Raw genomic sequence first — 20,556 nt, 5'->3', positions numbered from 1 at the left:
GTCGCGCTAGGTGAGCTTCGTGATGAGCCGCTCGCGCTGGAACGTTTTTGCGACAGCGAGAAACACGGCGACGTCGACGATGGCGATGACTCCGGCGGCGATGAGAGCAACCGACGCGTCGAACAGCATCAGCCCGGTGGCCTGACCCACCACGAGCGCGAGCACCGGGAGCAGCACGAGCACGGAAACACCCTGCGCGCCCTGCACCGTCGATGACCTCCCCGATACCGCAACGATGAGCGTGATCGCGAGGAACGCGACGAGCGGCACGAGCAAGAACACGAGGATGAGCCAGGTCACGTTTGGGAAGAAAGCCCTTCCAACGACGGGGTTTCCGAGCACATTCGCGATGATCGCGTAGATGACGAACGATCCCCAGGTGACGACGATCGCGGGGACGAGCGCCGCGAACACCTTGCCGAGCACGAGCTCACGGTTCGTGACCGGGGTGTATAACAGGCCCTCAAGAGTGCGCCGCTCCTTCTCGCCAACGAAACTTGAACTGCCGATCACCGAGGCAACCATGATCGGGATCATCAGGAACAGCGGTGCCAAGAAGTAGGTGAGCGCCGCGTACACGACGATCCCTCCCGTATCGAGATCGGGAGGGAGCACGCCCGCTGGAATGTTGTCAAGAAAGGCATCGAGACCGTTGACCGAGGCCGTGAGCACGGAGCTTCTGCCGAGCAGCGCAATCGCTGCGGGAAACACGACGGCGAAGATGATGGGAACGACGAGGAGCGGAGCGAGTGCCTGCTTGTTGCGGAGCACCTCACTGAGGTCCTTGCGCGCGATAGTGAGGACTCTGCGGCCGTTCATTGCGTCTGCTCCCGGTGGGACTGGATGACATCGAAGTAGAGGTCGCCGAGCGTGTGCGTTACTGGCACGACGGCGCGGATCGCCGCCCCGCCAGCGGCGAGCCCCGCGACAGCGGCCTCGACGGCTGTGTCGTCGGCGAGTTCGAGGTCGAGTGAGCCGCCGGGGGAGACCGACGCACCGGCCCCTGGCACCGCGCCCGCCACGAGTGCCGCGGCTGGCGCCCCGGTCAGGCCCGCCTCGCCGAGGGTAACGGCGACGCGGCGGCCCGGCCAACGCTCAGCGATCATCCCTGCGATTGACCCGCGGGCGACCATCTCGCCGCGCATAAGGAAGCCGGCGTCTTCGCAGAGATCCTCGAGTCCGTGAAGCTGGTGCGTACAGATCACGAGCGTGGTCTGGAGCGACGCGATCATCTGCTGCAAATACTCGATGAGTTCGAGCGAAGCCTCGGGATCGAGGCCCGCCGTCGGCTCGTCGAGAAACAGAAGTTCAGGCTCGTGGATGATCGCGCGCCCGACCGCGACCTTCTGCCGCATGCCCTTGCTGAGGGTGCCCGCAAGCGAGTTCGCGCGATCGGCGAGGCCGAGGACGTCGAGCAGCTCGGTGATCCGCCCGGAAAGCCGCGAGGCCGGTACTCCGTAGAGCTCGCCCCAGATCTTGAGGTTCTCGTGAACGGTGAGCGTTTCGTAGAGGTTCGTGTCGGTCTGCACGCCGATCCTGGCCCGCAGCCTGTCGCCGGATGCGGGGGTGAGCGCCTCCCCGAAGAGCGCGACGCTGCCCTCGCTCGGTGAGAGCAGGCCGTTGAGCAGCCGCACGATCGTCGTCTTGCCTGATCCGTTCGGCCCGAGCAGCCCGAAGGCACGGCCGCGGCGCACCTCGAAGCTCACGTCGGAGACGGCCTCGAACTCGCCGAAACGCTTTGACAGCCCGGTGGCCGCCACCGCGGCTTGGGAATTGCTATGTGACACGCGTTCACCGTACGACGCGGGTGGAAGGCGTGTCAACGGGCTGGTGGCCTGGTGCCCTCCACGCGCACGTTGCCGTTCCGCGGTTTTGCCGGGGACTACCTGACGATCGCGATCCCTGTCACTTCCGCCGCCTCGTCGAGCGAGCCGAGGTTGGAAGCGTTCGTAAAGCCGGCCGAAACCATCATTGCGACCCCAACCGTCCAAGTGGGTCTCTCGTGCTCGACTAAGGAGGCGATGGGCGGTCCATGTTCCCGATTCAGCTGGGTGCCAGCCCAAGGCCCTGAACCAGTGGTGAGGTTTCGGCGCGTGTAAGGAACCGCGGTGCCAAGTTCTCATCGGCGGATGTCAGCACACTACATAGGCGCTTTTGCGCTACTGCGAACGCCTCCAGCCTGGTGCATGGTTGGGGCATGGCAGCCGGAGACGGTGGCTCGCCAACAGTGAGTTTCCGTGCACGAGTGGCGCTAGGTCGGCCGGTTTGAAATGTTCCATTCACCACAGAAATGAGAGTCATGAATTCCGACGAACTGCATCTGGATCCGCAGGCCGCAACTTCAGCGAAAAACAACGGCCCTAAACAACGGGCCAAACGTCGCGCCTTTCTTGGAGCTGTCACCGGTCACCTTATCGAATGGTACGACTACGGAGTTTACGGTTTCGTAGCGGTGTTTATCGGGCAAGCATTCTTCGCCAGCGAAAGCCCGGTTGTGAACCTCATCAGCAGTTTCGCCGTATTCGCACTGAGCTTCTTCGTGCGCCCACTGGGCGGCCTTTTCTTTGGTCCCTTCTCGGATCGGTTCGGGCGCAAACGCTCGCTACTGCTCGTGCTCATCCTGATGGCGGGATCGACGTTCGCCATTGGAATTCTTCCGACCAGCGAAAGCATCGGCTGGTTGGCCCCGCTGCTACTGGTGCTCGTACGCTGCCTCCAAGGGTTTTCTGCGGGAGGGGAGGTGGGCACTGTAGCCGCATTTATCGCCGAGTACTCCGGGCCGAAGCGACGCGGTCTCTCCACGAGCTGGCTGATGGTCACCGGGGTGATGGGCCTCATCCTCGGTGGACTCGTGTCGAACGGACTGATCTTCCTCATGGGCTCCGAGGCAATGCAGAACGGTGGGTGGCGAATCCCGTTCTTGGTGGCGGGCCCACTCGGCTTGATAGCCCTCTACATCAGGATGAAGCTTGAAGACACTCCGGAATTTCTCCAGCTTGTCGCTCGCGGTACAACCTCGAAAGTCCCGTTGCGTGAGGTGATGCAGTGGAAACGGGCGCTCGCGCTCGTGTTCGCCGCCATCGCGCTGCACGCATCGGCGTTCTACCTGTTACTCACGTTCTCGTCAACGTTCATGTCGAACACGCTCGAGTTTGAATCGGGGACTGTGCTGCTCTTCGTGTTCGGATCAGGCACGCTGGCCGCCGCTGTCATGCCCTTCGGGGGAATGATCACGGACCGGTTCGGAAGGAAGCCTTTCATGCTTACCGTTGCGATCTTGAGTATTGGCGCATTTCTTTGGTTCTTCCTAGCCGCAGAGGGGGCGACACCGGCCACGTTCATTGGACCGATCCTCGCCATTGCGTTGCTGTTCGGCTGCTACGTGTCGTCTACATTCGCACTCATGACTGACCTTTTGCCAACCCATATCCGCTCGACCGGAATCGCCATCGCGTTTAACCTTCCCATTGCACTTTTCGGAGGAACCGCCCCGATGATTGCGACCGCGCTGATCGCAGCAACCGGAGATATTACGTCGCCAATGTACTTCTTCGCAGGAACTGCCGTTGTCGCGGCGGCGGGTCTTGCCCTGCTTCGGAACTCTGACTTCGAGCGGAGTGCGAAGGAGAGCGAACGTGTGCTCACCGGCCCCGTCCCGACCGAGGGAGAAGCATAATGCGCCCGCAATGGGCCCCTAACAAGGCCGACACCGAAGCGTCTCGGTTAATGGATTTCACGAGGTGGCTCGTGGCGAACCGAGGTCTGAGTATCTCTGCGAGGGGGGACTATCACGCCCTACAAGAATGGTCGGTCGATCATCTCGAGGAATTCTGGGGTGCTGTTGTCGAGTATTTCGAGGTCACCTTCGCTTCGGAACCAGCCGCCGTGATCCATGGTGAGACCATGCACCGTGCCGAGTGGTTCCCCGGAGCAACACTCAACTACGCGGATCGATTGAACTATGGCGAAGATGCCGCCGCGGCGGTCATCGTTGAAACCGAGGCGGGCCGTGTGACGAGCCACACATACCGCGAACTCCGAAGCGATGTCGGTGCCCTCGCACGATACCTGCGGGGAGCCGGGGTTGAGAAAGGCGATCGTGTAGTCGGTTACCTTCCCAACTGTTACGAGGGCGTGGTTTCGCTATTCGCGGCAGCTAGTCTGGGCGCCGTCTGGTCGCAGGCAGGGATGGACTACAGCGCCGTGGCTGCCGCCAACCGGCTCGGGCAGCTCGAGGCGAAGGTACTCATTGTCGGCACTGGGTACGCCTTCAGGGGAAAGGTCTTTGATCGCAATGCTGAATGCGCGCAGCTGCGCTCGCGCCTTGCAAGTGTCGAACACACAATCGTGGTTCCGACGCTCGGCACCAATTACGAAGTACTCGATGCCGTCGAGTGGGGAGACGCGCTCGCCGCCGGAGGTGCGGGAGACTTCGTTCCCGTACCTGTTGCGTTCGACCACCCGTTGTGGGTGCTCTTCACCTCCGGCACTACAGGCAAACCGAAGGGCATCGTGCACGGGCATGGTGGCGTCGTCGTTGAGCAACTCAAATCGTTGGGGCTGCACTTCGACTTGGGGCCTGGCGAAGTGTTCTTCTGGTACACGACGCCCAACTGGGTGATGTGGAACATCCAGGTGTCGGGGCTGCTACTCGGAGCGACCATTGTCCTCTACGTCGGCGATCCGCTTTACCCAGACACGGCGAGGCTTTGGGAAGTCGTAGATCGGCACCGTGTAAGGCTCTTCGGCACGAGCCCAGCGCACCTCCTCGCAACCGGCGGCGGTGGCCTGGAACTGCCCCGGTGCGGAGCGCTACGACAAATTGCGAGCACAGGATCGCCATTGCCGTCTGAAGCAAACGAGTGGGTGCGCTCACAATTCGGTCCGCGAATGCCGGTGTTCTCCACCAGTGGAGGGACAGACATAGTGGGAGCGTTTGTGTGCGGCAACCCGATTACCCCTGTGTGGGACGGCGAGATATCAGCCCCCGCCCTTGGTGTCGCGCTTGAAGCCTGGAGCGAGGGAGGGGAGTCCATCACGGACACTGAGGGTGAAATGATCATCACGCGGCCGATGCCGTCGATGCCGGTTCAGCTCTGGGGAGACGACACAGGGTCTCGGTACTTGGAGACGTACTACTCGGCATTCCCAGGCGTCTGGCGCCAGGGAGACTGGATCACGGTGACCTCGCGTGGCACCGTGATCATCCACGGGCGATCCGACGCGACTCTCAACCGGCGAGGCATTCGCATCGGCAGCGCGGAGATTTACGAAGCTGTCGATGTGCTGCCCGACGTCCGCGACTCGATCGTCGTTGGAATAGACCTGCCCGATGGTGGGTACTGGATGCCGCTCTTCGTCGTCCCATCGGAGCAGTGGGACGCGGCGCGCTCACCCGGCTCCATCGTCCGTGCCATTGGTGCGCACGCCTCGAAGCACTACGTGCCCGACGACGTCATCGTTGCTCCCGCAGTGCCGCGCACGCGCACTGGGAAGCGCATGGAGGTGCCGGTCAAACGGCTGCTCCTCGGTGCGGATCTCGAAGCGCTCGGTGCCCTCGAAGTCACCGATCAACCCGACGCGCTCCGATGGTTCGCGCGTTTCAGAGAGGATGGGGGTTAATCATCCATTCATGACTGACCGCAAGCCGAAGCTGGTGGATGGCCTCGACTCCTATACGTTGGCAGGAGGGAAGAAAGGCCGGAGGTACTCCCGAAGCGCTGGGTCAACCACGTGGATGTATGTTCCCCGAATGCCTCGAGTGAGTAGCACGGTGTAGATGTTCTCGACAAACCTTTGGATGTCAGCGTCCGTGTACGTGATCTTTCGTAGGTTGTTGTTACGTTGGTTGCCTCGAGGATCGAAATAGTTTGCTGAGTCCAAAAGGACCTTGCCGTCGCGGTACGTGAGGTCAGGGCCGATGATGACCCCAGCCACATTCAGGTCGTAGCCCTGAATGGTGTAGATCGACCCGGCCTCGTTTATCGAGTCCGAGGAGTTGACCCAGTCCTTCATTTTTCGGTTCCACTGAATGCTGAAATCACCGATCGTGATGTCGTCGATGTGGGAGTCCGTTGCTCGCTTGCTTAGATGCGGCCAAGCGAAGCCTGCCAGCATCCGCGACAGCCCAAGCTTCTCATTTTGTTGTCGGATCGCGGCGTGCATTGTCGAGGGGTCGTCGTAGAAACGAAGGTCGTATCCTTCAAACTCGCGGGGGTGCTCGAGTACTCCACTCACCGCGTCGCGGATGTACTCTACGTAATCGCCGCCGGCGAGAACTCTCAGTTGTGATTCGAGGCGGTACCGTCGAGATGCCGTGGCGGCTTCTGCACTGAGTTGAGCTATCGAGGCCGACGGCAAGTCTGCTGGCAGTACCGACTGGCCACCGTCGATGATGACGATCTGATGGTCGCTTTGTTTGCGGATCCAGTCGAGCTGGGTCAAATCTGGGTCAAACGCTCCGAACAGCCGTGTCGTGATGTCGCGGAAATCCGCGACTAGTCCGCCGAAGGATTGGGCAGCGTACTGGCTTAGCCGGTGAGCTTCATCGACGATAAGTAGGTCCCAGCGTGCATCGGACTTCCCAACGTCCCACGGTGTCAGGATTTCCACTCCTCGTAACGCTGGGCTTCGTCGAAACACCCCAGCGAGCGTCTTGCGCAAGGCCTGCTGGGGTACGACGAAACCTATGCGTCGATGCGCGAGCGCTTCCCGAAAACCCGAAAGAAAAAGATCTCCATATGGCCCATCGATGTCTTCTTCGAGGACTTCGCCGCCTTCCACCACGGACTGGATGTCTCTGAGCAGTTTCATGAGGGTGATGACCACCACGGTCTTGCCCGTCCCCGGAGCTCCCTCAATGACGGAGAGCGACGGCTTCCCCGCACCAAGGTCTGCGAGGAGGCCTTCGGCGACATTGGCGACCGTGGCCGTTTGGACATCGGTCAGCTGCTTATACGGAGAAAACTTGAAGAGGTCGGAGTTTTCAATCTCTCGGATTGATCCGCTGAATAGCCCCGCTTGCTGGAGCGCCTCAAAAATTGCCTCGTGGGATGAGCGGTAATGATCCCGATTGAAATAGTTGTAACTTGTCTGGCCAGCGTTCAAGTTCAGAAGGGTGAATTGTTCGTCACCGTCTATGTACTTAATGAGAAACGCTTCAAGGTCATGGCAGGCGGACTTGTTGAATTCCGTGTCGATGATCACACGAGCAACCCGAAGCTTCTCTCGACGGTCTTGAATTTGAAAGTGCTGCGCCATACGGCTCATCGCTCTGTGCGATTCGCCAACGTATGCGTGACGCTTCCCGGTGAGCACATATACGACGGGCCAGTCGTTGAGCGCAACCGAGTCCCGGGGGAACCCGCCCGAAGTGAACGGGAAACTCACGATCTCGAAGTTCGCCATTGTTGTTACTCCATCAGCTTGGCACGGTGGTGAATCGGTGATGCTTGCTTCTCGACTCGCCTGTGAAGAGATACGAGAGGCTCGGTTCAGAGCCTGTCGTATTTGGTACTGCGACCTCTGGCTAGTTCGGCGGGGTACTTACTGATCGTGGTTGCCAGCTTCTTGCGGATCAACGCTTCAGGCGTTGTGCCGAGTTTGTCAGCGAGTAGGAACGCGTATGTGAGGACGTCCGCGAGTTCTTCCTCAACACGCTCCACTTCGGCGTTATCAGACCACTGGAAACACTCGAGTAGCTCAGCTGCCTCGATGCTCACGCTCTTGGCAAGATTTGCTTGCGTGTGGAATTGATCCCACTCGCGTTCGGCGACAAAGCTTCGAAGAGTATCGCGAATATTCTCGTCTTGCATGGTCCCAAGCTACCAGCGAGAGGGCCGGACATGACTGCGTCATCCGAGGGACCAAGCCTTGTAGCCGGCAACAGTGTGGCCAATTCGTCGCCGCAGCTCGTGCGACTCAGGTCATGGCTCGGCGATTCAGATCCCGATCACTGGTGGCTTGAGCGAGCTCGAACGGGGTCGCTGCACTTCGGCGCTTTTACGCTACTGTGCATGTCGGTGCCGTAGGGCATCGTAGGGGAATGGTCACCCTAGACGCGGATCTCATTTCGCTCGGCGTAGCGGTTGCTCGACTGCGCAGAGGCCTCGCATTGACCATCGATGAGCTTGCAGATTCCGCGGGCGTACACCGCAAGACCATCATTCAGATTGAAGCCGGACGCGTCTCGCCACGCATTGTGACGCTCGGAAGAATTGCGAACGCGCTAGACGTGCCGCTGGCGGATCTCCTGCAGAACCGTCCGGACTCGAAAGACGCACTCGCACGCTCGGCTACTCCAACGTTCCACGCGCTGTGGCAGGCCGCAGTCATGGCTCACGGCCCTCGCCGTTTCCTCGTGTTCCGTGATGAAGACGACGAGACTGCGGAGTGGACGTACGCTGCGTTCGATGATGCTGTCCGCAGGATCGCCGGCGCGCTCGCCGCAGCTGGTGTTCGTCCGGACTCGGCCGTGCACGTTGCCCTCGAGAATTCGCCAGTCGTTGTCGCCCTGTGGCTCGCTGCTGCGCGGCTGGGGGCGTGGATCGTGCTGGGGGATCCCCATTCCGAGCCCCACGAGCTCTCAGCACAGATTCGGCGCACCGGTGCAAGCGTCGGAATCTACGCAGAGTCCCGGGCTGACGCCTACGAGGCGGCGATCGATGGGCTTGACTTCCAAGCGATACCAGTAACGGAGACGGCTGCGGATATCGCCGTTGGAGCTCCGCTCGCAAGCTATGGCAGCTCTCCACGTGTCGAAAGGACAAAGCCAAACCAGCGGCTCACCCTGGTGTTCTCGTCGGCTTTGAGCGCAGAGGCGCGCGGCATCGAACTCACACAGGCGAACTACGTCTCCAGCGCGTTTGCCATGTCTGATGTCGTATGGCTGGAGTCGCAGCATCGGTGGCTTGTAACAGAACCGCTCTTCCGTGGACACCCGTTGGCGTCGTGTATTGCCCCTGCGATCGCGGTTGGGGCAAGTGTCGTACTCACTCGGAGATTGAGCGCTTGGGAATGGGTGAGTCAGGCGACTGAGTTCGCGGCAACCCATGCCTGCCTCTCGGCAACATCGATCCGCCTCATCCTCGCCAAGTCAGCGGCACCGGCTGAGCGTGTGCGACTCCAGCACGTCTGGTTCACCGGAAAGCTCGGGCCCAACCACTATGCCGAATTCACAAGGCTCGTCGGCGTGCAACCGAGAGTGATCCACGGCTCGCTCGAAAGCGTCGTTCCGATGGCAGCCGACCTCTCGCAAAAACCGCGGCAAAGTGTTGTCGCTGTGCCGGTGCCCGGTCGAGAAGTGGCAGTGCTCAATCCACGTACGCGCCAGCCCATGGGTGTGGAAGCGGAAGGGCTTTTTGCTGTGCAAGGAACGGCTGGCGTTGACCTCTTCACCGGATACCTCAACGAGCCTCACGCCACTGCCGAACGATTTGTCATCATCAACGGCCAGCAGTGGTTGTTGACCGGAGACGTCGGGAGGATCGGACGTGACGGCACGCTCCACGTCGCGGGGCGAGTCAATGAGGTCATTCACGTCGGCCGTGACCGAGTGAACGTAGTAGAGGTCGCAGCGATCATCGCTCAAGCACCCGGAGTGCTCGAGGTGGTGGTCGTCGGGAGGTCACATCCGACCCTGCAACAGGTGCCGGTCGCGTTTGTCGCCCCGGCGAACCGTGCCGGCCGGTTGGACAGGGTGTTTCTCACCAGGTGGGCTGAAGAACACCTCGCACCAGCAGCTCGGCCGCGTGCCTGGCACCGCATCACGGATATGCCTCGCCGGCGTGCGGACACGCTGAAATCAGCGAAGACACAGGCGTCCCGAGGGTTGGACGCGAGCATCGGTCGGGGGTAGCGGCGGCGAATCTCGAGCGCCACCCCGTTCACACTCACTCAGGCGAAAGGATCGGACAACATGGTGGATAACACCCCACATTCAACCGAATCATCCATGAGCGACACCGCAACACGAGAGGAACTGCTGGGCCGGCGTCGAGCGTTCCTCGGCGCTATTACCGGGCACCTGATCGAATGGTACGACTACGGTGTGTATGGGTTCCTTGCTATCTATATCGGCCAGCTGTTCTTCGCCAGTGAGAACCCGGCGGTGAGCTTGCTCAGCAGCTTCGCGGTATTTGCTTCTGAGCTTTTTTGTTCGGCCACTGGGGGGGCCTGTTTTTCGGGCCGCTCGCGGACCGCGTTGGGCGCAAGCGCACGCTCCTCATCGTGTTGTTGCTTATGGCGGGTGCGACCTTTGCAATAGGTGTCTTGCCCACTGAAGAACTCGTCGGTTGGGTCGCACCGGCACTGCTCGTGCTCATTAGGTGCGTCCAAGGGTTCTCCGCCGGCGGTGAAATCGGCACGGTCACGAGTTTCATTGCCGAGTACGCCGGGCCCGGGCGACGCGGGTACTCGACGAGTTGGCTTATGGCCACTGCTGTCGGCGGTTTGGTGCTTGGTGGTTTGGTCTCCAACGGCCTCATCTACCTGCTTGGAGACGAAACGATGCTGAACGGGGGCTGGCGCATTCCGTTCTTGATTGCTGGCCCGCTCGGACTTATCGCGCTGTACATCAGGATGAAGCTTGAGGACAGCCCCGAATTTCGAAAGCTCCTGTCGCACGGCACGACCTCGAAGGCGCCACTACGTGAAGCGATGCGCTGGAAGCGGGCCATGGGGCTGGTGTTTTGCATCATCACACTCCTCGCATCCATGTTCTATTTGGTGCTCACCTTCGCCTCGACGTACATGTCGAACACCCTTGAGTTCGATTCGGGAACGACGCTCCTGTTCGTGTTCGTGGCGAGCACACTTGGAGCGGTCGTAATGCCCTTTGGGGGGATGTTCACCGACCGATACGGGCGAAAACCTTTCCTGCTCGTCATGGCCGTGCTCGCCGCCGGGGCGCTCGTTTGGATGTTCCTCGCCGCCAGGGATGCCAACCCTGCGACGTTCATCGCGCCGCTGCTTGCGGTCGCGCTGTTCTTTGGCCTGTACTCCTCCACGCCGTATGCGGTGATGACGGAGCTACTCCCGACGCATATCCGTTCCACAGGAATTGCGGTGGCATACAACCTGCCGGTAGCGGTGTTCGGCGGTAGCGCACCGATGATCGCTACGGCGCTCATCGCTGCGACCGGAAATATCAGTGCTCCACTCATCTTCTTTCTGGGGACTGCGCTGTTGTCGATCATCGGTCTTCTCGTGCTCCGCCAGTCTGATTTCGACCGATCCTCGGAAGCGAGCGAACGTGCGCTCAGCGGACAGGAACAGGTAGCTAGGTCGAAGTAGCTGACGCGTTGCGGATCGCCTCGCGCTCGCACGTGCGGCGATCCGCGCAGAGACGCCGCAAGAAGCCAGGACTCAATCCGGGCGAAATATCGGTCATGACTGGGCCAGAGATTTCACTAATGCACACGCGGGAGTCTCTAGGAACCCCGGTGCCCGCGAGGCCTTGGGCCTGTATAACCATGAGGGCGGGCGTGAAATCGCACCAGACGGCAAGTCTCTCGATAGGTCAGACCGGGTTGCTATCGGCGCCGCATATGGTGTCGACGAAGACGCAAAGGCGCTTCCGGGAAAGGATCCCGCGGGATTGTCCAGGATCACAGCTTCGTGAGACTTCGTTCGCCCAGTTAATACGTGGCAAGCTTTGCTGTCGTCGCGCTCGCCCTGGGGCGGGTCGGGTGCCTGCCGAGGCCCGCGCAAGACCGGCCCCCGGTCGTCTCGAAAGACGCGTTCATCGAGCGGTTTGATGCGGTGTGCGAACCTGATGCGCTGATTCCCCTGAGCTCGTTGACGACGGTGGCTTGGGATCGGGTGGGAACCTTTCCGGAGGGTACGTCTCCAGAGAAGTAGAAGGCGGAGACCTGTCACCAAGCGCGGAGGTGAGCTGTCAGTGGAAAGGCACTCCTGCAGATTTCCTGTTGGTTCTCTAGACCGAAGACGAGAATGCTGAGATGATTCAGCGCTTGCCCGGCACGATTCACTGGAACAGCGATAAGCCTCAATGTTCGTACGAGGCCGATGTGCTTGTGCGAGTCTGAGTCAGACTTCGGATGCTAGGGCGAACTCACGCCGGCCCCGGAAGCCAACTAGCGCGGCTGCCTGCCGGGGGACGCAGGCCGCGATGTTGCGCGATCCCGCTACTCGATTAGGGCCCGCCAAAACTCACCCGCGAAAGGGGGTATCCGCCCGCTCGCGGCCCAAGGATCATGAGGTTATGGGCAATGGAGCACAGATATCGTACGCGTCGGGACCGAGCACGACACCGCTGAAGGGGCAAACCCTCGGCGAGATGCTCGATGAGATCACGGAGCAGTACCCAGACAAAGAAGCACTCGTCGAAGCCTTCACTGGCAGACGGTGGACGTTTTCCGAGCTGCGAAACGAGAGCGAGTTGCTCGCGGCTGCGCTCACGAAACGCGGGGTGAAAAAGGGCGACAGGGTGGGCATCTGGTCGCCTAACTGTGCGGAGTGGGTGTTTACGCAGTACGCGACGGCGAAGCTTGGGGCGATCCTCGTAAACGTAAACCCCGCCTATCGCACCCACGAGCTGCGCTATGTGGTTGAGCAGTCGGGCATCTCGCTCATGGTGAGCGCCGTGGAGTACCGCACGAGCGACTACGCCGGCATGCTCGCTGAGATCGGGTTCTCTGATGTGTTGTTCATCGGTTCGGAGGGGTGGGATGCGGCGATCGCCGATGCGGCGAGCAACCCGCCGAATATGGAGGTGCCTCCTCTCACTTTCGACGAAGCAATCAACATCCAGTACACCTCGGGCACCACGGGCTTCCCGAAGGGCGCAACACTCACGCACCACAACATTCTGAACAACGGCTTCTTCGTCGGTGAGGGGCTCGGGTATACGGCGGCGGATCGCGTGTGCCTTCCCGTCCCGCTCTATCACTGCTTCGGCATGGTCATGGGCATCCTTGGCGCGCACAGCCACGGTTCGTGCATCGTGCTCCCTGCTCCGGTGTTTGACCCGGCAAAGACACTCGCGGCCGTCGATCAGGAGCGCTGCACCTCCCTGTATGGCGTGCCGACGATGTTCATCGCGGAGCTCGCACTGGACAATTTCTCGAGCTTCAATCTCGACACGCTGCGCACCGGCATCATGGCCGGCTCCACCTGCCCCGTCGAGGTCATGGAGGAGGTCATTGCTGAGATGCACATGAGTGAGGTGGCGATCTGTTACGGCATGACGGAGACGTCGCCGGTGTCGACGATGACCTCGACAACCGACGGCATCGCGGCCCGCACGCAAACCATTGGGCGGGTGATGCCACACCTCGAAGTGAAGATCATCGACGAGCACGGTCAGGTGGTTCCCGTCGGCGAGCCGGGGGAGCTGTGCACGCGCGGCTACTCAGTGATGCTTGGCTACTGGGGCAATAGTGAGCAGACGGCGGAAACGATCGATGCCGGCAGGTGGATCCACACGGGCGACATCGCCACGATGGACAGTGAGGGCAGGCTGACCGTCGTCGGCAGGCTCAAGGACGTCGTGATTCGCGGCGGTGAGAACATCTACCCTCGCGAGATCGAGGAGTTCTTCTACCGGCACCCCGACATCGCTGACGTGCAGGTGATTGGCGTACCTGACGATCGGTTCGGAGAGGAGCTCATGGCGTGGGTGATGTTGCGGCCCGGGGCGGACTCCCTGACCGCAGAAGCGCTCAGGGAATTCGCGACGGGAAAGCTCGCGCACTTCAAGATCCCGAAGTACGTGCACGTCGCTGATTCGTTCCCGATGACCATCACCGGAAAGGTCCGCAAGGTCGAGATGCGCGAACTTTCGATGGCAATGTTGGACTCCCGGTGAGTGTGTGTGCCCCTCGCCGGGGTTACGGTGGACTTGACTGCGTGATACCCATAGGCTGGCACGCACGGCGACGGCGCCGGGGTGACCCCCTTGCGCAGGCGCTGGGAAGGAGGTCCCATGATCCAGGAGCTACGCGAAGCGGGCTTCCTCGGGGCACGGTTCGGCAGGGCTGAACGGTGAAGGGCTCCGGGATCGCTGGTGCGCTCAGTGGGGCGCAGGAGACCACGCGCCTTGATGTGCTCTTCGGCGGCTACACCGCGCCGGATGCGGATCGCTTCACAATCACGCACACGGTCGGTGTGCGCACCACAGCCCTCAACGGGCTCGTGATTCGCAGGGGAGCGGGCCTCGGAGGTCTCGCCTTCGCGCACGCGATTCCGGCCGTTGCGCCCGACTACCTACACGACACGTCAATCTCCCGCGACTACGACCGCGCGGTCGCCGCGGAGGATCTTCGGTCGGTCGCGGCACTCCCGATCGTGATCGACGGTGAGGCGCGCGGCATCGTCTATGGGGCGCGGAGGCATGCTGGATCCTTCACTGAGGCTGAGGTGAAGAGCGTCAGTCAAGCTGCAGGTGCGATCGCGTTTCGTGTCGCAGTCGACGACGCGGTCACGAAGCAGACCCAGGCAGTTGAGACCGCTGAGTATCTTCGGTCAGTGAGATCAGCGCCGACGGATCGTGAGTGGGAACAGGTGCGCGTCGCGTTTGCGGATTTGCGTGAGTTCGCCCGCAGCATGGACGACCCGACGGCGCAGGCCGAACTGCAGGCGATTCTTGCGAAGCTCACCCCCGAGGTGCACGGCGACAGCCCCGTGCTGTCCGCGCGTGAGGTTGACGTGCTCGCGCTCGTCGCCCTGGGGCTGAGTAACCGCGAGATCGGCGAACGCCTCAACCTTGAACTTGAGACCGTGAAGAGCTACCTGCGCGCGGCGATGCGAAAGTTTGGCGCGCACAACCGCGTCGAGTGCGTCGCCCTCGCCCGCAGCTCCGGCCAGCTCCCGTGACGCTGCCGGCCGGCCCCCGGCCCCCAAAACGTGCTTGTGGAGTTCCCGTCATCCCAAGCAGCGATGAAGATCGCCACCATGCGATTGCACAGTAGAAAATACAGAGGAGTGTTTTGATGGAAAACTACAACCTGACCGAGGAAGAGCAGGCTCTCGCGGGCATGGTGCGAGAGTTCGCTGAGGAGGTTGTCGCACCGATTTCCTACGAGGCGGATCGCACGCACACGCTCCCGCTCGACGTCGTTGGGCAGATGGGCGACCTCGGACTGTTCGGGCTGCCGTTTCCCGAGGAGGTCGGCGGGCAGGGCGGCGACTACTTCGCACTGTGCCTCGCGATCGAGGCGCTCGCGCGCGTTGATCAGTCCATTGCTATCACCCTCGAGGCTGGCGTTGGGCTCGGCGCAATGCCGATCTTCAACTTCGGCACCGACGCGCAGAAAGCGGAGCTCTTGCCCGACCTGCTCGCAGGGCGGGCGCTCGCGGGCTTCGGGCTCACGGAGCCAGAGGCAGGCTCGGACGCGGGAGCAACCCGCACGACCGCGCGGCTTGAGAACGGGGAATGGGTGATCAACGGCTCGAAGCAGTTCATCACGAACTCGGGCACCGACATCACGAAGTTCGTCACCGTCATCGCCGTCACGGGCGAGAACAACGGCCGCAAGGAACTCTCGACGATCATCGTGCCAAACGGCACCCCCGGTTTCACGGTCGAGCCCGCATACGACAAGGTCGGTTGGAACGCGTCTGATACGCACCCGCTCACGTTCACCGACGTGCGCGTGCCTGAGGCAAACCTCCTCGGCGAGCGCGGCAGGGGCTTCGCGAACTTCCTGCGGACCCTCGACGAGGGGCGGATCGCGGTCGGCGCACTCGCGACGGGAGCCGCAGAGGGGTGCCTCAATGACGCTGTCGCGTATTCGAAGCAGCGCGTCGTGTTCGGTGAGCCGCTGTCGAGCCGCCAGCACATCCAGTTCACGCTCGCAAGGATGCAGCTGCGTGTGCACAACGCGCGCCTTGCGTGGCACCACGCCGCCAGGTTGTGTGCCGCTGGGAAGCCGTTCAAGACCGAGGCGGCCATCGCGAAGCTCACTGGCTCTGATGCCGCGATGGACAACGCGCGCGACGCGACCCAGATTTTTGGCGGCAACGGGTTCATGAACGAGTTCTCTGTGGCCCGCCACTACCGTGACTCGAAGATTCTTGAGATCGGCGAGGGCACGAACGAGGTGCAGCTCATGCTCATCGCGCGTTCCCTCGGGGTCTCCTAGGCGGCTCGCGTTCTCGTGCGGCGTGCCCTCCAACCCGGGAGGGCACGCCGGCCGCTCGGCGCAGGCCGGAGCGTGCTGCAGCTGCAGCTATAGGTGCGGCTAGAGCTCCGCGAACGTACCCGCAAGCACCTGCTCGCGGAGCCGGAATTTCTGCACCTTGCCCATCGCGTTGGCAGGGAGGCGCGCGCCTCGGAACCACCGCGCAGGGATCTTCTGCGGGGCGAGCCGGTCTGCGAGGAAGTGCCGCAGCTCGGCGGCGGGCACCGGCACGCTGTCGTCGCTCGCTTCGACGACCGCGGCGACGACTTCGCCCCACTGCTCGTCTGGGAGGCCGATCACCGCTGCGAGCGCGATGCGCGGATGCTCCTGGATGGCGGCCTCGATCTCTTTCGGGTACAGGTTTTCGCCGCCGCGAATAATGAGGTCTTTGAGGCGGCCGGTGACGGTGAGATTGCCGTCTGCGCTGAGGAAGCCGAGGTCTCCCGTGTGAAGCCACCCGTCGTTATCGATGAGTTCACGCGTCGCTTCGGGCATCTCGAAGTACCCATCGATCACCTGATAGCCGCGTGCGCAGATCTCGCCCGGCACCCCGATGGCTGCGGTCTCGCCGGTATCGGGCATGACGACTTTCACCTCAACCTGCGGCAGCGGCGCCCCCGCACTGTTCCAGCGGATGTCGACCGGGTCTGAGGGGGCAGTTTGGGTGAGGATCGGGCTCAGCTCAGTCTGCCCGTAGACCGTGGTGAGCGGCACGCCAAAGATACGCTCGATCTCTCGGCTCAGCTCGATGGGGAGCGAGTCGCCGCCCGAGGAACACAGCCGGAGACTGGTGAGGATGGGTGCTCGAACGTTGATCTCGGGAAACACGGCGCGGAACATGGCGGGGACCATCCGCACGTCGGTTGCCCGGTACCGCTCGATGGCATCGAGTACGAGCGCAGGATCGAACACCCTGCAGAGCACGAGCGTGCCGCGCAAGAGGAAGGTGCCAAAACCCGCGAGACCCGATCCTGCGGTGTGAAAGAGCGGCAGCGGTGAGACGGAAATGCTCTCTGATTCGTAGCCGGATCGCGCGTTCACAAAGTCAGCGTTCGTGATCATTGCGCGGTGTGAGAGCTGGGCTGGCTTCGGCAGCCCCGTTGTGCCTGAGGTGAACTGTAATTGGATGGGGTCGCTCGGGTGCACCGAAGGGAAGCGGTCCGGGGCGGCAGTCACCTTGCGGATCGCCTCGTGCCAGCCAGCAAACGGGATCAGCGAGGGGATCGTGCGTACTGTCCCAGCGCGTCGCACACGGATGCGGTCGAGTGCTTCGTAGAGGATGTCAGCCATAGCGGTTCCCCGCACTTCTGCCGAGAACGCGACGGCGGTCGCGTGTGACGCGTCAAGCACGTGGGCGAGCTCGGTTGCCCGCAGCGCGGGGTTCGCGGTGACAAGGGTCATCCCGGCGAGCGCCGTCGCACCCTGGAGGATCAACCATTCTGGCTCGTTCGCTGCCCACACGGCGATGTGGCTGCCAGCGGGGAACCGGTCGAGCAGCCAGGTCGCGGCTCGCTCCGTATCGTCGAGCAGTTCGCGGTATGTCCACGTTCGTGCCGGGGTGACGGGTGCGATTGCGATGAGGGCCTGCTTGTCTGGGCTGTCTGCCGCCGCCTGGCGCAGGAGCGCGCCGAGCGTGAGTTCGAGGACGGGGCGGCTCGTGTCTGCCGCGTAGTGCGAGGTGGTGAGCTGCATCGGGCACTCCTTCGTCTGCTTAACGGTCAGCGATGTCCTCGTCGCTTGGGAGGGGGCCACCGCCGTTGGGAATGAGGCCGCCAGAGTCACGCCACTTCGTTGCGGCATGGAAGCCGTGGGTTTGCGCGAATCGCATGAACCACTGGCCCTCGGGTGAGTGTCTGGTGATGCCGTCGAAGAGCGTCGCGAGCGTTTGGGTGCTTTGCAACCCCATGTTGTCGTAGGCCTGATTCACCATGAGTTTCTGCATCGCGAGTTGGTTACTCGGAACCGTCGACATGCGGTCGGCGAGTGCTTCAACGGCCTCGTCGAGTGTGCTGCTCGGCACAGCTTCGAGCACAAGCCCCCACTCGGCTGCCTGCGTTCCCGAGATGGTGTCGCCGGTGAGGAGCATCCGCTTCGCCTTCTCGGCTCCGAGGCGGTACACCCACATTGCCGTGGTCGGGCAGCCCCAGACTCTCGCAGGCATGTACCCGATCTGGGCGTCTTCGGCCATGATGATGATGTCGCAGCTCAGCGCGATGTCGCTGCCGCCAGCGACGGCATGGCCGTGCACCTTCGCGATTGTCGGTTTGAGTGAGCGCCACAGGCTGAAGAAGTTGTTCGTGTTCGCACTCATCTGTGCGTAGTCGACGATGGGGTCCCACTCGGGCCCCTGGTTGTCGACGCCGGCTTCGGCATAGATCTTGAGGTCGTAGCCGGAGCTGAACGAGCGACCTGCTCCCTGCACGATGATGACCCGCACGTCGCTGTCCGCGTTGGCGCGCGCGACGGCCGCCGAGAGCTCTTCGCCCATCGACTGCGTGATCGCGTTGAGCCGTTCTGGGCGGTTCAGGGTGAGGTAGGCCTTGCGGTCGCGCACGTCGTACAGAACTGCGTTCTGGCTCGTCATTGAGGATCCTCCAGGGGTGGGCTTGCCGCGGCACTGCGGCTGGCGCGAATGCTCTGCGCTCATCTGCATGGTGGCACGGTTGGGCGCCAACGGTCAAGGCAAAAGTCGCTTTTGAGCACAACGGTTGCGTGTGTAATCGTTCCTGCTTATAGTGAAGCAAGTCAACAGGTTGTAAACAGGTGATGAAGAGGTGGCCCAGTGGGCCGCATGCAACCGTGTTGTCTTGGTCGACCACAGCCGTGCCCCGCAGGGGAATCTCCCCGCTTCCAGCGGACGCGCTCGGCAGGGGTGCTCAGAGTCGAGCGCCCGCGACCGCACGCTGGCAACCCCAGCATCCCGCGCCCGCGCCCCGCGTGGCGCGGGGGAGACGTGCGCGCTGCGCCCGGATCGTCCACACACCCAACAGAAAGCAGGCGAAGTCCATGGCAACGATGCCCGACCACACGGCAACTGCGCACCCCACAGGCCCCGGTGCTGGCGGCCCAAGCAGGGGGCGCCGCAAGGCGTTTTTCGGTGCGATTGTCGGCCACCTCATCGAGTGGTACGACTACGGCGTGTACGGTTTTCTCGCGATCTACATTGGGCAGGCGTTCTTTGCGAGCGACAACCCAGCTGTAAGTCTCATTAGTAGCTTCGCGGTATTCGCACTGAGCTTCTTCGTGCGCCCGCTTGGTGGCCTGTTCTTTGGGCCGCTCGCGGACAAGATCGGGCGCAAACGCACCCTCATGATCGTGTTGCTCCTCATGGCCGGGGCGACGTTCGCGATCGGGCTGCTCCCAACAACAGCCAGCGTCGGCTGGGTCGCTCCCGCGCTGCTCGTGCTCGTGCGATGCGTGCAGGGGTTCTCTGCTGGCGGGGAGATCGGCACGGTCACGAGCTTCATCGCCGAGTATGCCGGGCCTGGGCGGCGAGGGTACTCAACGAGTTGGCTGATGACCACCGCGGTCCTCGGCCTGGTGCTCGGCGGCCTCGTTGCGAACAGCATGATTTTCCTCCTCGGACCAGACGCCATGCACGACGGTGGCTGGCGAATCCCGTTCCTCGTCGCGGGGCCGCTCGGATTGATCGCGCTGTACATCAGGATGAAGCTCGAGGACAGCCCCGAGTTTCGGCAACTCGTGAGCCACGGCACGACGTCGGCGGCGCCACTGCGCGAGGTCTTCGCGTGGAAGCGTGCGCTCGCGCTCGTTGCTGCGATCATCACGCTGCTCGCTTCGATGTTCTACCTGCTGCTCACCTTCGCGTCGACGTACATGTCGAACACGCTCGGGTTCGACTCGGGCACGACGCTGGTCTACGTGTTCGTGGCGAGCACGCTCGGCGCTGTGGTGATGCCGTTCGGCGGCATCTTCACCGACAAATATGGGCGCAAGCCGTTCTTGCTCGTGCTGTCGATCCTCGCGACCGGCGCGCTGATTTGGTTCTTTATGGCCGCGCAAGACGCGACGCCGGCGTCGTTCATTGCGCCGTTGCTCGCCGTCGCGCTCACCTTCGGGCTGTACTCGTCGACGCCATACGCGGTGATGACCGAGCTGCTGCCAACGCACATTAGGTCAACGGGGATCGCGGTCTCCTACAACCTGCCAGTGGCGATTTTCGGTGGCAGCGCGCCCATGATCTCGACGGCGCTCATCGCGGGAACTGGCAACATTTCGTCGCCGGTGATTTTCTTCGTCGGTACCGCGCTGATCTCGATCATCGGGCTCTTGCTCCTGCGCCCATCGGATTTCGCCCGAAGCGCTGAGGCAAGCGAACGCGCGCTCACCGGGCAGGTGCAGGTGGTGCCGGAGCGACGAAGCAAGCGCTGAGCTACGGCGTCCAAGTTGGATG

Annotated in this window: 15 protein-coding genes; 9 read left to right on the top strand and 6 right to left on the bottom strand. The window is 62.4% G+C overall.

Going from position 1 to position 20,556, the window contains the following annotated elements:
- Window positions 1–6: 6 nt before the first annotated feature.
- Both SD72_RS04435 and SD72_RS04430 read right to left on the bottom strand, forming a co-directional pair.
- Entirely contained in the window at window positions 7–819 is an 813-nt protein-coding gene (locus SD72_RS04435; protein ID WP_042543240.1) for an ABC transporter permease subunit, read from the bottom strand.
- Window positions 816–1,787: an ABC transporter ATP-binding protein gene (locus tag SD72_RS04430; protein ID WP_198141858.1), complete on the bottom strand. Its 972-nt coding sequence runs from the start codon at window positions 1,785–1,787 to the stop codon at window positions 816–818. The genes SD72_RS04435 and SD72_RS04430 overlap by 4 nt, the downstream gene beginning before the upstream one ends.
- Window positions 1,788–2,299: 512 nt before the next feature.
- Here SD72_RS04430 and SD72_RS04425 point away from each other — a divergent pair.
- Together SD72_RS04425 and SD72_RS04420 are read left to right on the top strand one after the other, a co-directional pair.
- On the top strand, window positions 2,300–3,676 hold the full coding sequence (locus SD72_RS04425; protein WP_084766774.1) for an MFS transporter: 1,377 nt from the start codon (window positions 2,300–2,302) through the stop codon (window positions 3,674–3,676).
- Complete coding sequence (locus tag SD72_RS04420; RefSeq protein ID WP_042543239.1) at window positions 3,676–5,622, top strand: acetoacetate--CoA ligase; 1,947 nt, start codon at window positions 3,676–3,678, stop codon at window positions 5,620–5,622. Before SD72_RS04425 ends, SD72_RS04420 begins: the two co-directional genes overlap by 1 nt.
- Before the next feature lie 51 nt (window positions 5,623–5,673).
- Here the strand turns inward: SD72_RS04420 and SD72_RS04415 are convergent, their stop codons facing one another.
- Both SD72_RS04415 and SD72_RS04410 read right to left on the bottom strand, forming a co-directional pair.
- Window positions 5,674–7,407: a DUF2075 domain-containing protein gene (locus SD72_RS04415; RefSeq protein ID WP_052492464.1), complete on the bottom strand. Its 1,734-nt coding sequence runs from the start codon at window positions 7,405–7,407 to the stop codon at window positions 5,674–5,676.
- 86 nt (window positions 7,408–7,493) lie between these two features.
- Window positions 7,494–7,814 carry a nucleotide pyrophosphohydrolase gene (locus SD72_RS04410; protein ID WP_042543238.1) on the bottom strand — a complete coding sequence of 107 codons (321 nt, stop codon included), beginning with the start codon at window positions 7,812–7,814 and terminating at the stop codon, window positions 7,494–7,496.
- Window positions 7,815–8,044: 230 nt separating this feature from the next.
- Between SD72_RS04410 and SD72_RS04400 the strand changes: the two genes are divergently transcribed.
- From SD72_RS04400 to SD72_RS04380, 6 genes are all read left to right on the top strand, one after another.
- On the top strand, window positions 8,045–9,856 hold the full coding sequence (locus SD72_RS04400; RefSeq protein WP_052492463.1) for an AMP-binding protein: 1,812 nt from the start codon (window positions 8,045–8,047) through the stop codon (window positions 9,854–9,856).
- A gap of 60 nt (window positions 9,857–9,916) precedes the next feature.
- Window positions 9,917–10,264, top strand: coding sequence for a hypothetical protein (locus SD72_RS17895; protein WP_198141874.1), 348 nt, complete (start codon window positions 9,917–9,919; stop codon window positions 10,262–10,264).
- A complete protein-coding gene (locus SD72_RS04395) occupies window positions 10,153–11,292 on the top strand; it encodes an MFS transporter (RefSeq protein WP_198141856.1) in 1,140 nt (379 codons plus the stop codon). Before SD72_RS17895 ends, SD72_RS04395 begins: the two co-directional genes overlap by 112 nt.
- 931 nt (window positions 11,293–12,223) lie before the next feature.
- The gene (locus tag SD72_RS04390) at window positions 12,224–13,828 is read left to right on the top strand and encodes an AMP-binding protein (protein ID WP_042543237.1); all 1,605 of its coding nucleotides are present in this window, start codon (window positions 12,224–12,226) and stop codon (window positions 13,826–13,828) included.
- A 176-nt stretch (window positions 13,829–14,004) separates the two neighbouring features.
- Window positions 14,005–14,835 carry a LuxR C-terminal-related transcriptional regulator gene (locus tag SD72_RS04385; protein ID WP_042543236.1) on the top strand — a complete coding sequence of 277 codons (831 nt, stop codon included), beginning with the start codon at window positions 14,005–14,007 and terminating at the stop codon, window positions 14,833–14,835.
- A gap of 116 nt (window positions 14,836–14,951) precedes the next feature.
- Window positions 14,952–16,103, top strand: coding sequence for an acyl-CoA dehydrogenase family protein (locus SD72_RS04380; protein ID WP_042543235.1), 1,152 nt, complete (start codon window positions 14,952–14,954; stop codon window positions 16,101–16,103).
- Window positions 16,104–16,202: 99 nt separating this feature from the next.
- On the opposite strand, the gene SD72_RS04375 is transcribed toward SD72_RS04380, so the two are convergent.
- Together SD72_RS04375 and SD72_RS04370 are read right to left on the bottom strand one after the other, a co-directional pair.
- On the bottom strand, window positions 16,203–17,834 hold the full coding sequence (locus SD72_RS04375) for a class I adenylate-forming enzyme family protein (protein ID WP_042543234.1): 1,632 nt from the start codon (window positions 17,832–17,834) through the stop codon (window positions 16,203–16,205).
- Between the two features lie 19 nt (window positions 17,835–17,853).
- Window positions 17,854–18,726 (bottom strand): crotonase/enoyl-CoA hydratase family protein, encoded by an 873-nt coding sequence (locus tag SD72_RS04370; protein ID WP_042543233.1) that lies wholly within the window; start codon window positions 18,724–18,726, stop codon window positions 17,854–17,856.
- A 422-nt stretch (window positions 18,727–19,148) separates the two neighbouring features.
- Between SD72_RS04370 and SD72_RS04365 the strand changes: the two genes are divergently transcribed.
- Window positions 19,149–20,534: an MFS transporter gene (locus tag SD72_RS04365; protein ID WP_198141855.1), complete on the top strand. Its 1,386-nt coding sequence runs from the start codon at window positions 19,149–19,151 to the stop codon at window positions 20,532–20,534.
- The last annotated feature ends 22 nt before the right edge of the window (window positions 20,535–20,556 follow it).

Origin of the sequence: Leucobacter komagatae (assembly GCF_000834055.1) — a bacterium.
GTDB lineage: Bacteria > Actinomycetota > Actinomycetes > Actinomycetales > Microbacteriaceae > Leucobacter > Leucobacter komagatae_A.
This window is presented reverse-complemented; position numbering and strand designations above follow the sequence as displayed.

Bases quoted from the DNA above. Each gene is read 5' to 3' on its own strand.
- SD72_RS04375 (WP_042543234.1), bottom strand. From the start codon at position 17,834: ATGCAGCTCACCACCTCGCACTACGCGGCAGACACGAGCCGCCCCGTC.
- SD72_RS04425 (WP_084766774.1), top strand. From the start codon at position 2,300: ATGAATTCCGACGAACTGCATCTGGATCCGCAGGCCGCAACTTCAGCG.
- SD72_RS04400 (WP_052492463.1), top strand. From the start codon at position 8,045: ATGGTCACCCTAGACGCGGATCTCATTTCGCTCGGCGTAGCGGTTGCT.
- SD72_RS04370 (WP_042543233.1), bottom strand. From the start codon at position 18,726: ATGACGAGCCAGAACGCAGTTCTGTACGACGTGCGCGACCGCAAGGCC.
- SD72_RS04435 (WP_042543240.1), bottom strand. From the start codon at position 819: ATGAACGGCCGCAGAGTCCTCACTATCGCGCGCAAGGACCTCAGTGAG.
- SD72_RS04420 (WP_042543239.1), top strand. From the start codon at position 3,676: ATGCGCCCGCAATGGGCCCCTAACAAGGCCGACACCGAAGCGTCTCGG.
- SD72_RS04380 (WP_042543235.1), top strand. From the start codon at position 14,952: ATGGAAAACTACAACCTGACCGAGGAAGAGCAGGCTCTCGCGGGCATG.
- SD72_RS04410 (WP_042543238.1), bottom strand. From the start codon at position 7,814: ATGCAAGACGAGAATATTCGCGATACTCTTCGAAGCTTTGTCGCCGAA.
- SD72_RS04390 (WP_042543237.1), top strand. From the start codon at position 12,224: ATGGGCAATGGAGCACAGATATCGTACGCGTCGGGACCGAGCACGACA.
- SD72_RS17895 (WP_198141874.1), top strand. From the start codon at position 9,917: ATGGTGGATAACACCCCACATTCAACCGAATCATCCATGAGCGACACC.
- SD72_RS04365 (WP_198141855.1), top strand. From the start codon at position 19,149: ATGGCAACGATGCCCGACCACACGGCAACTGCGCACCCCACAGGCCCC.
- SD72_RS04415 (WP_052492464.1), bottom strand. From the start codon at position 7,407: ATGGCGAACTTCGAGATCGTGAGTTTCCCGTTCACTTCGGGCGGGTTC.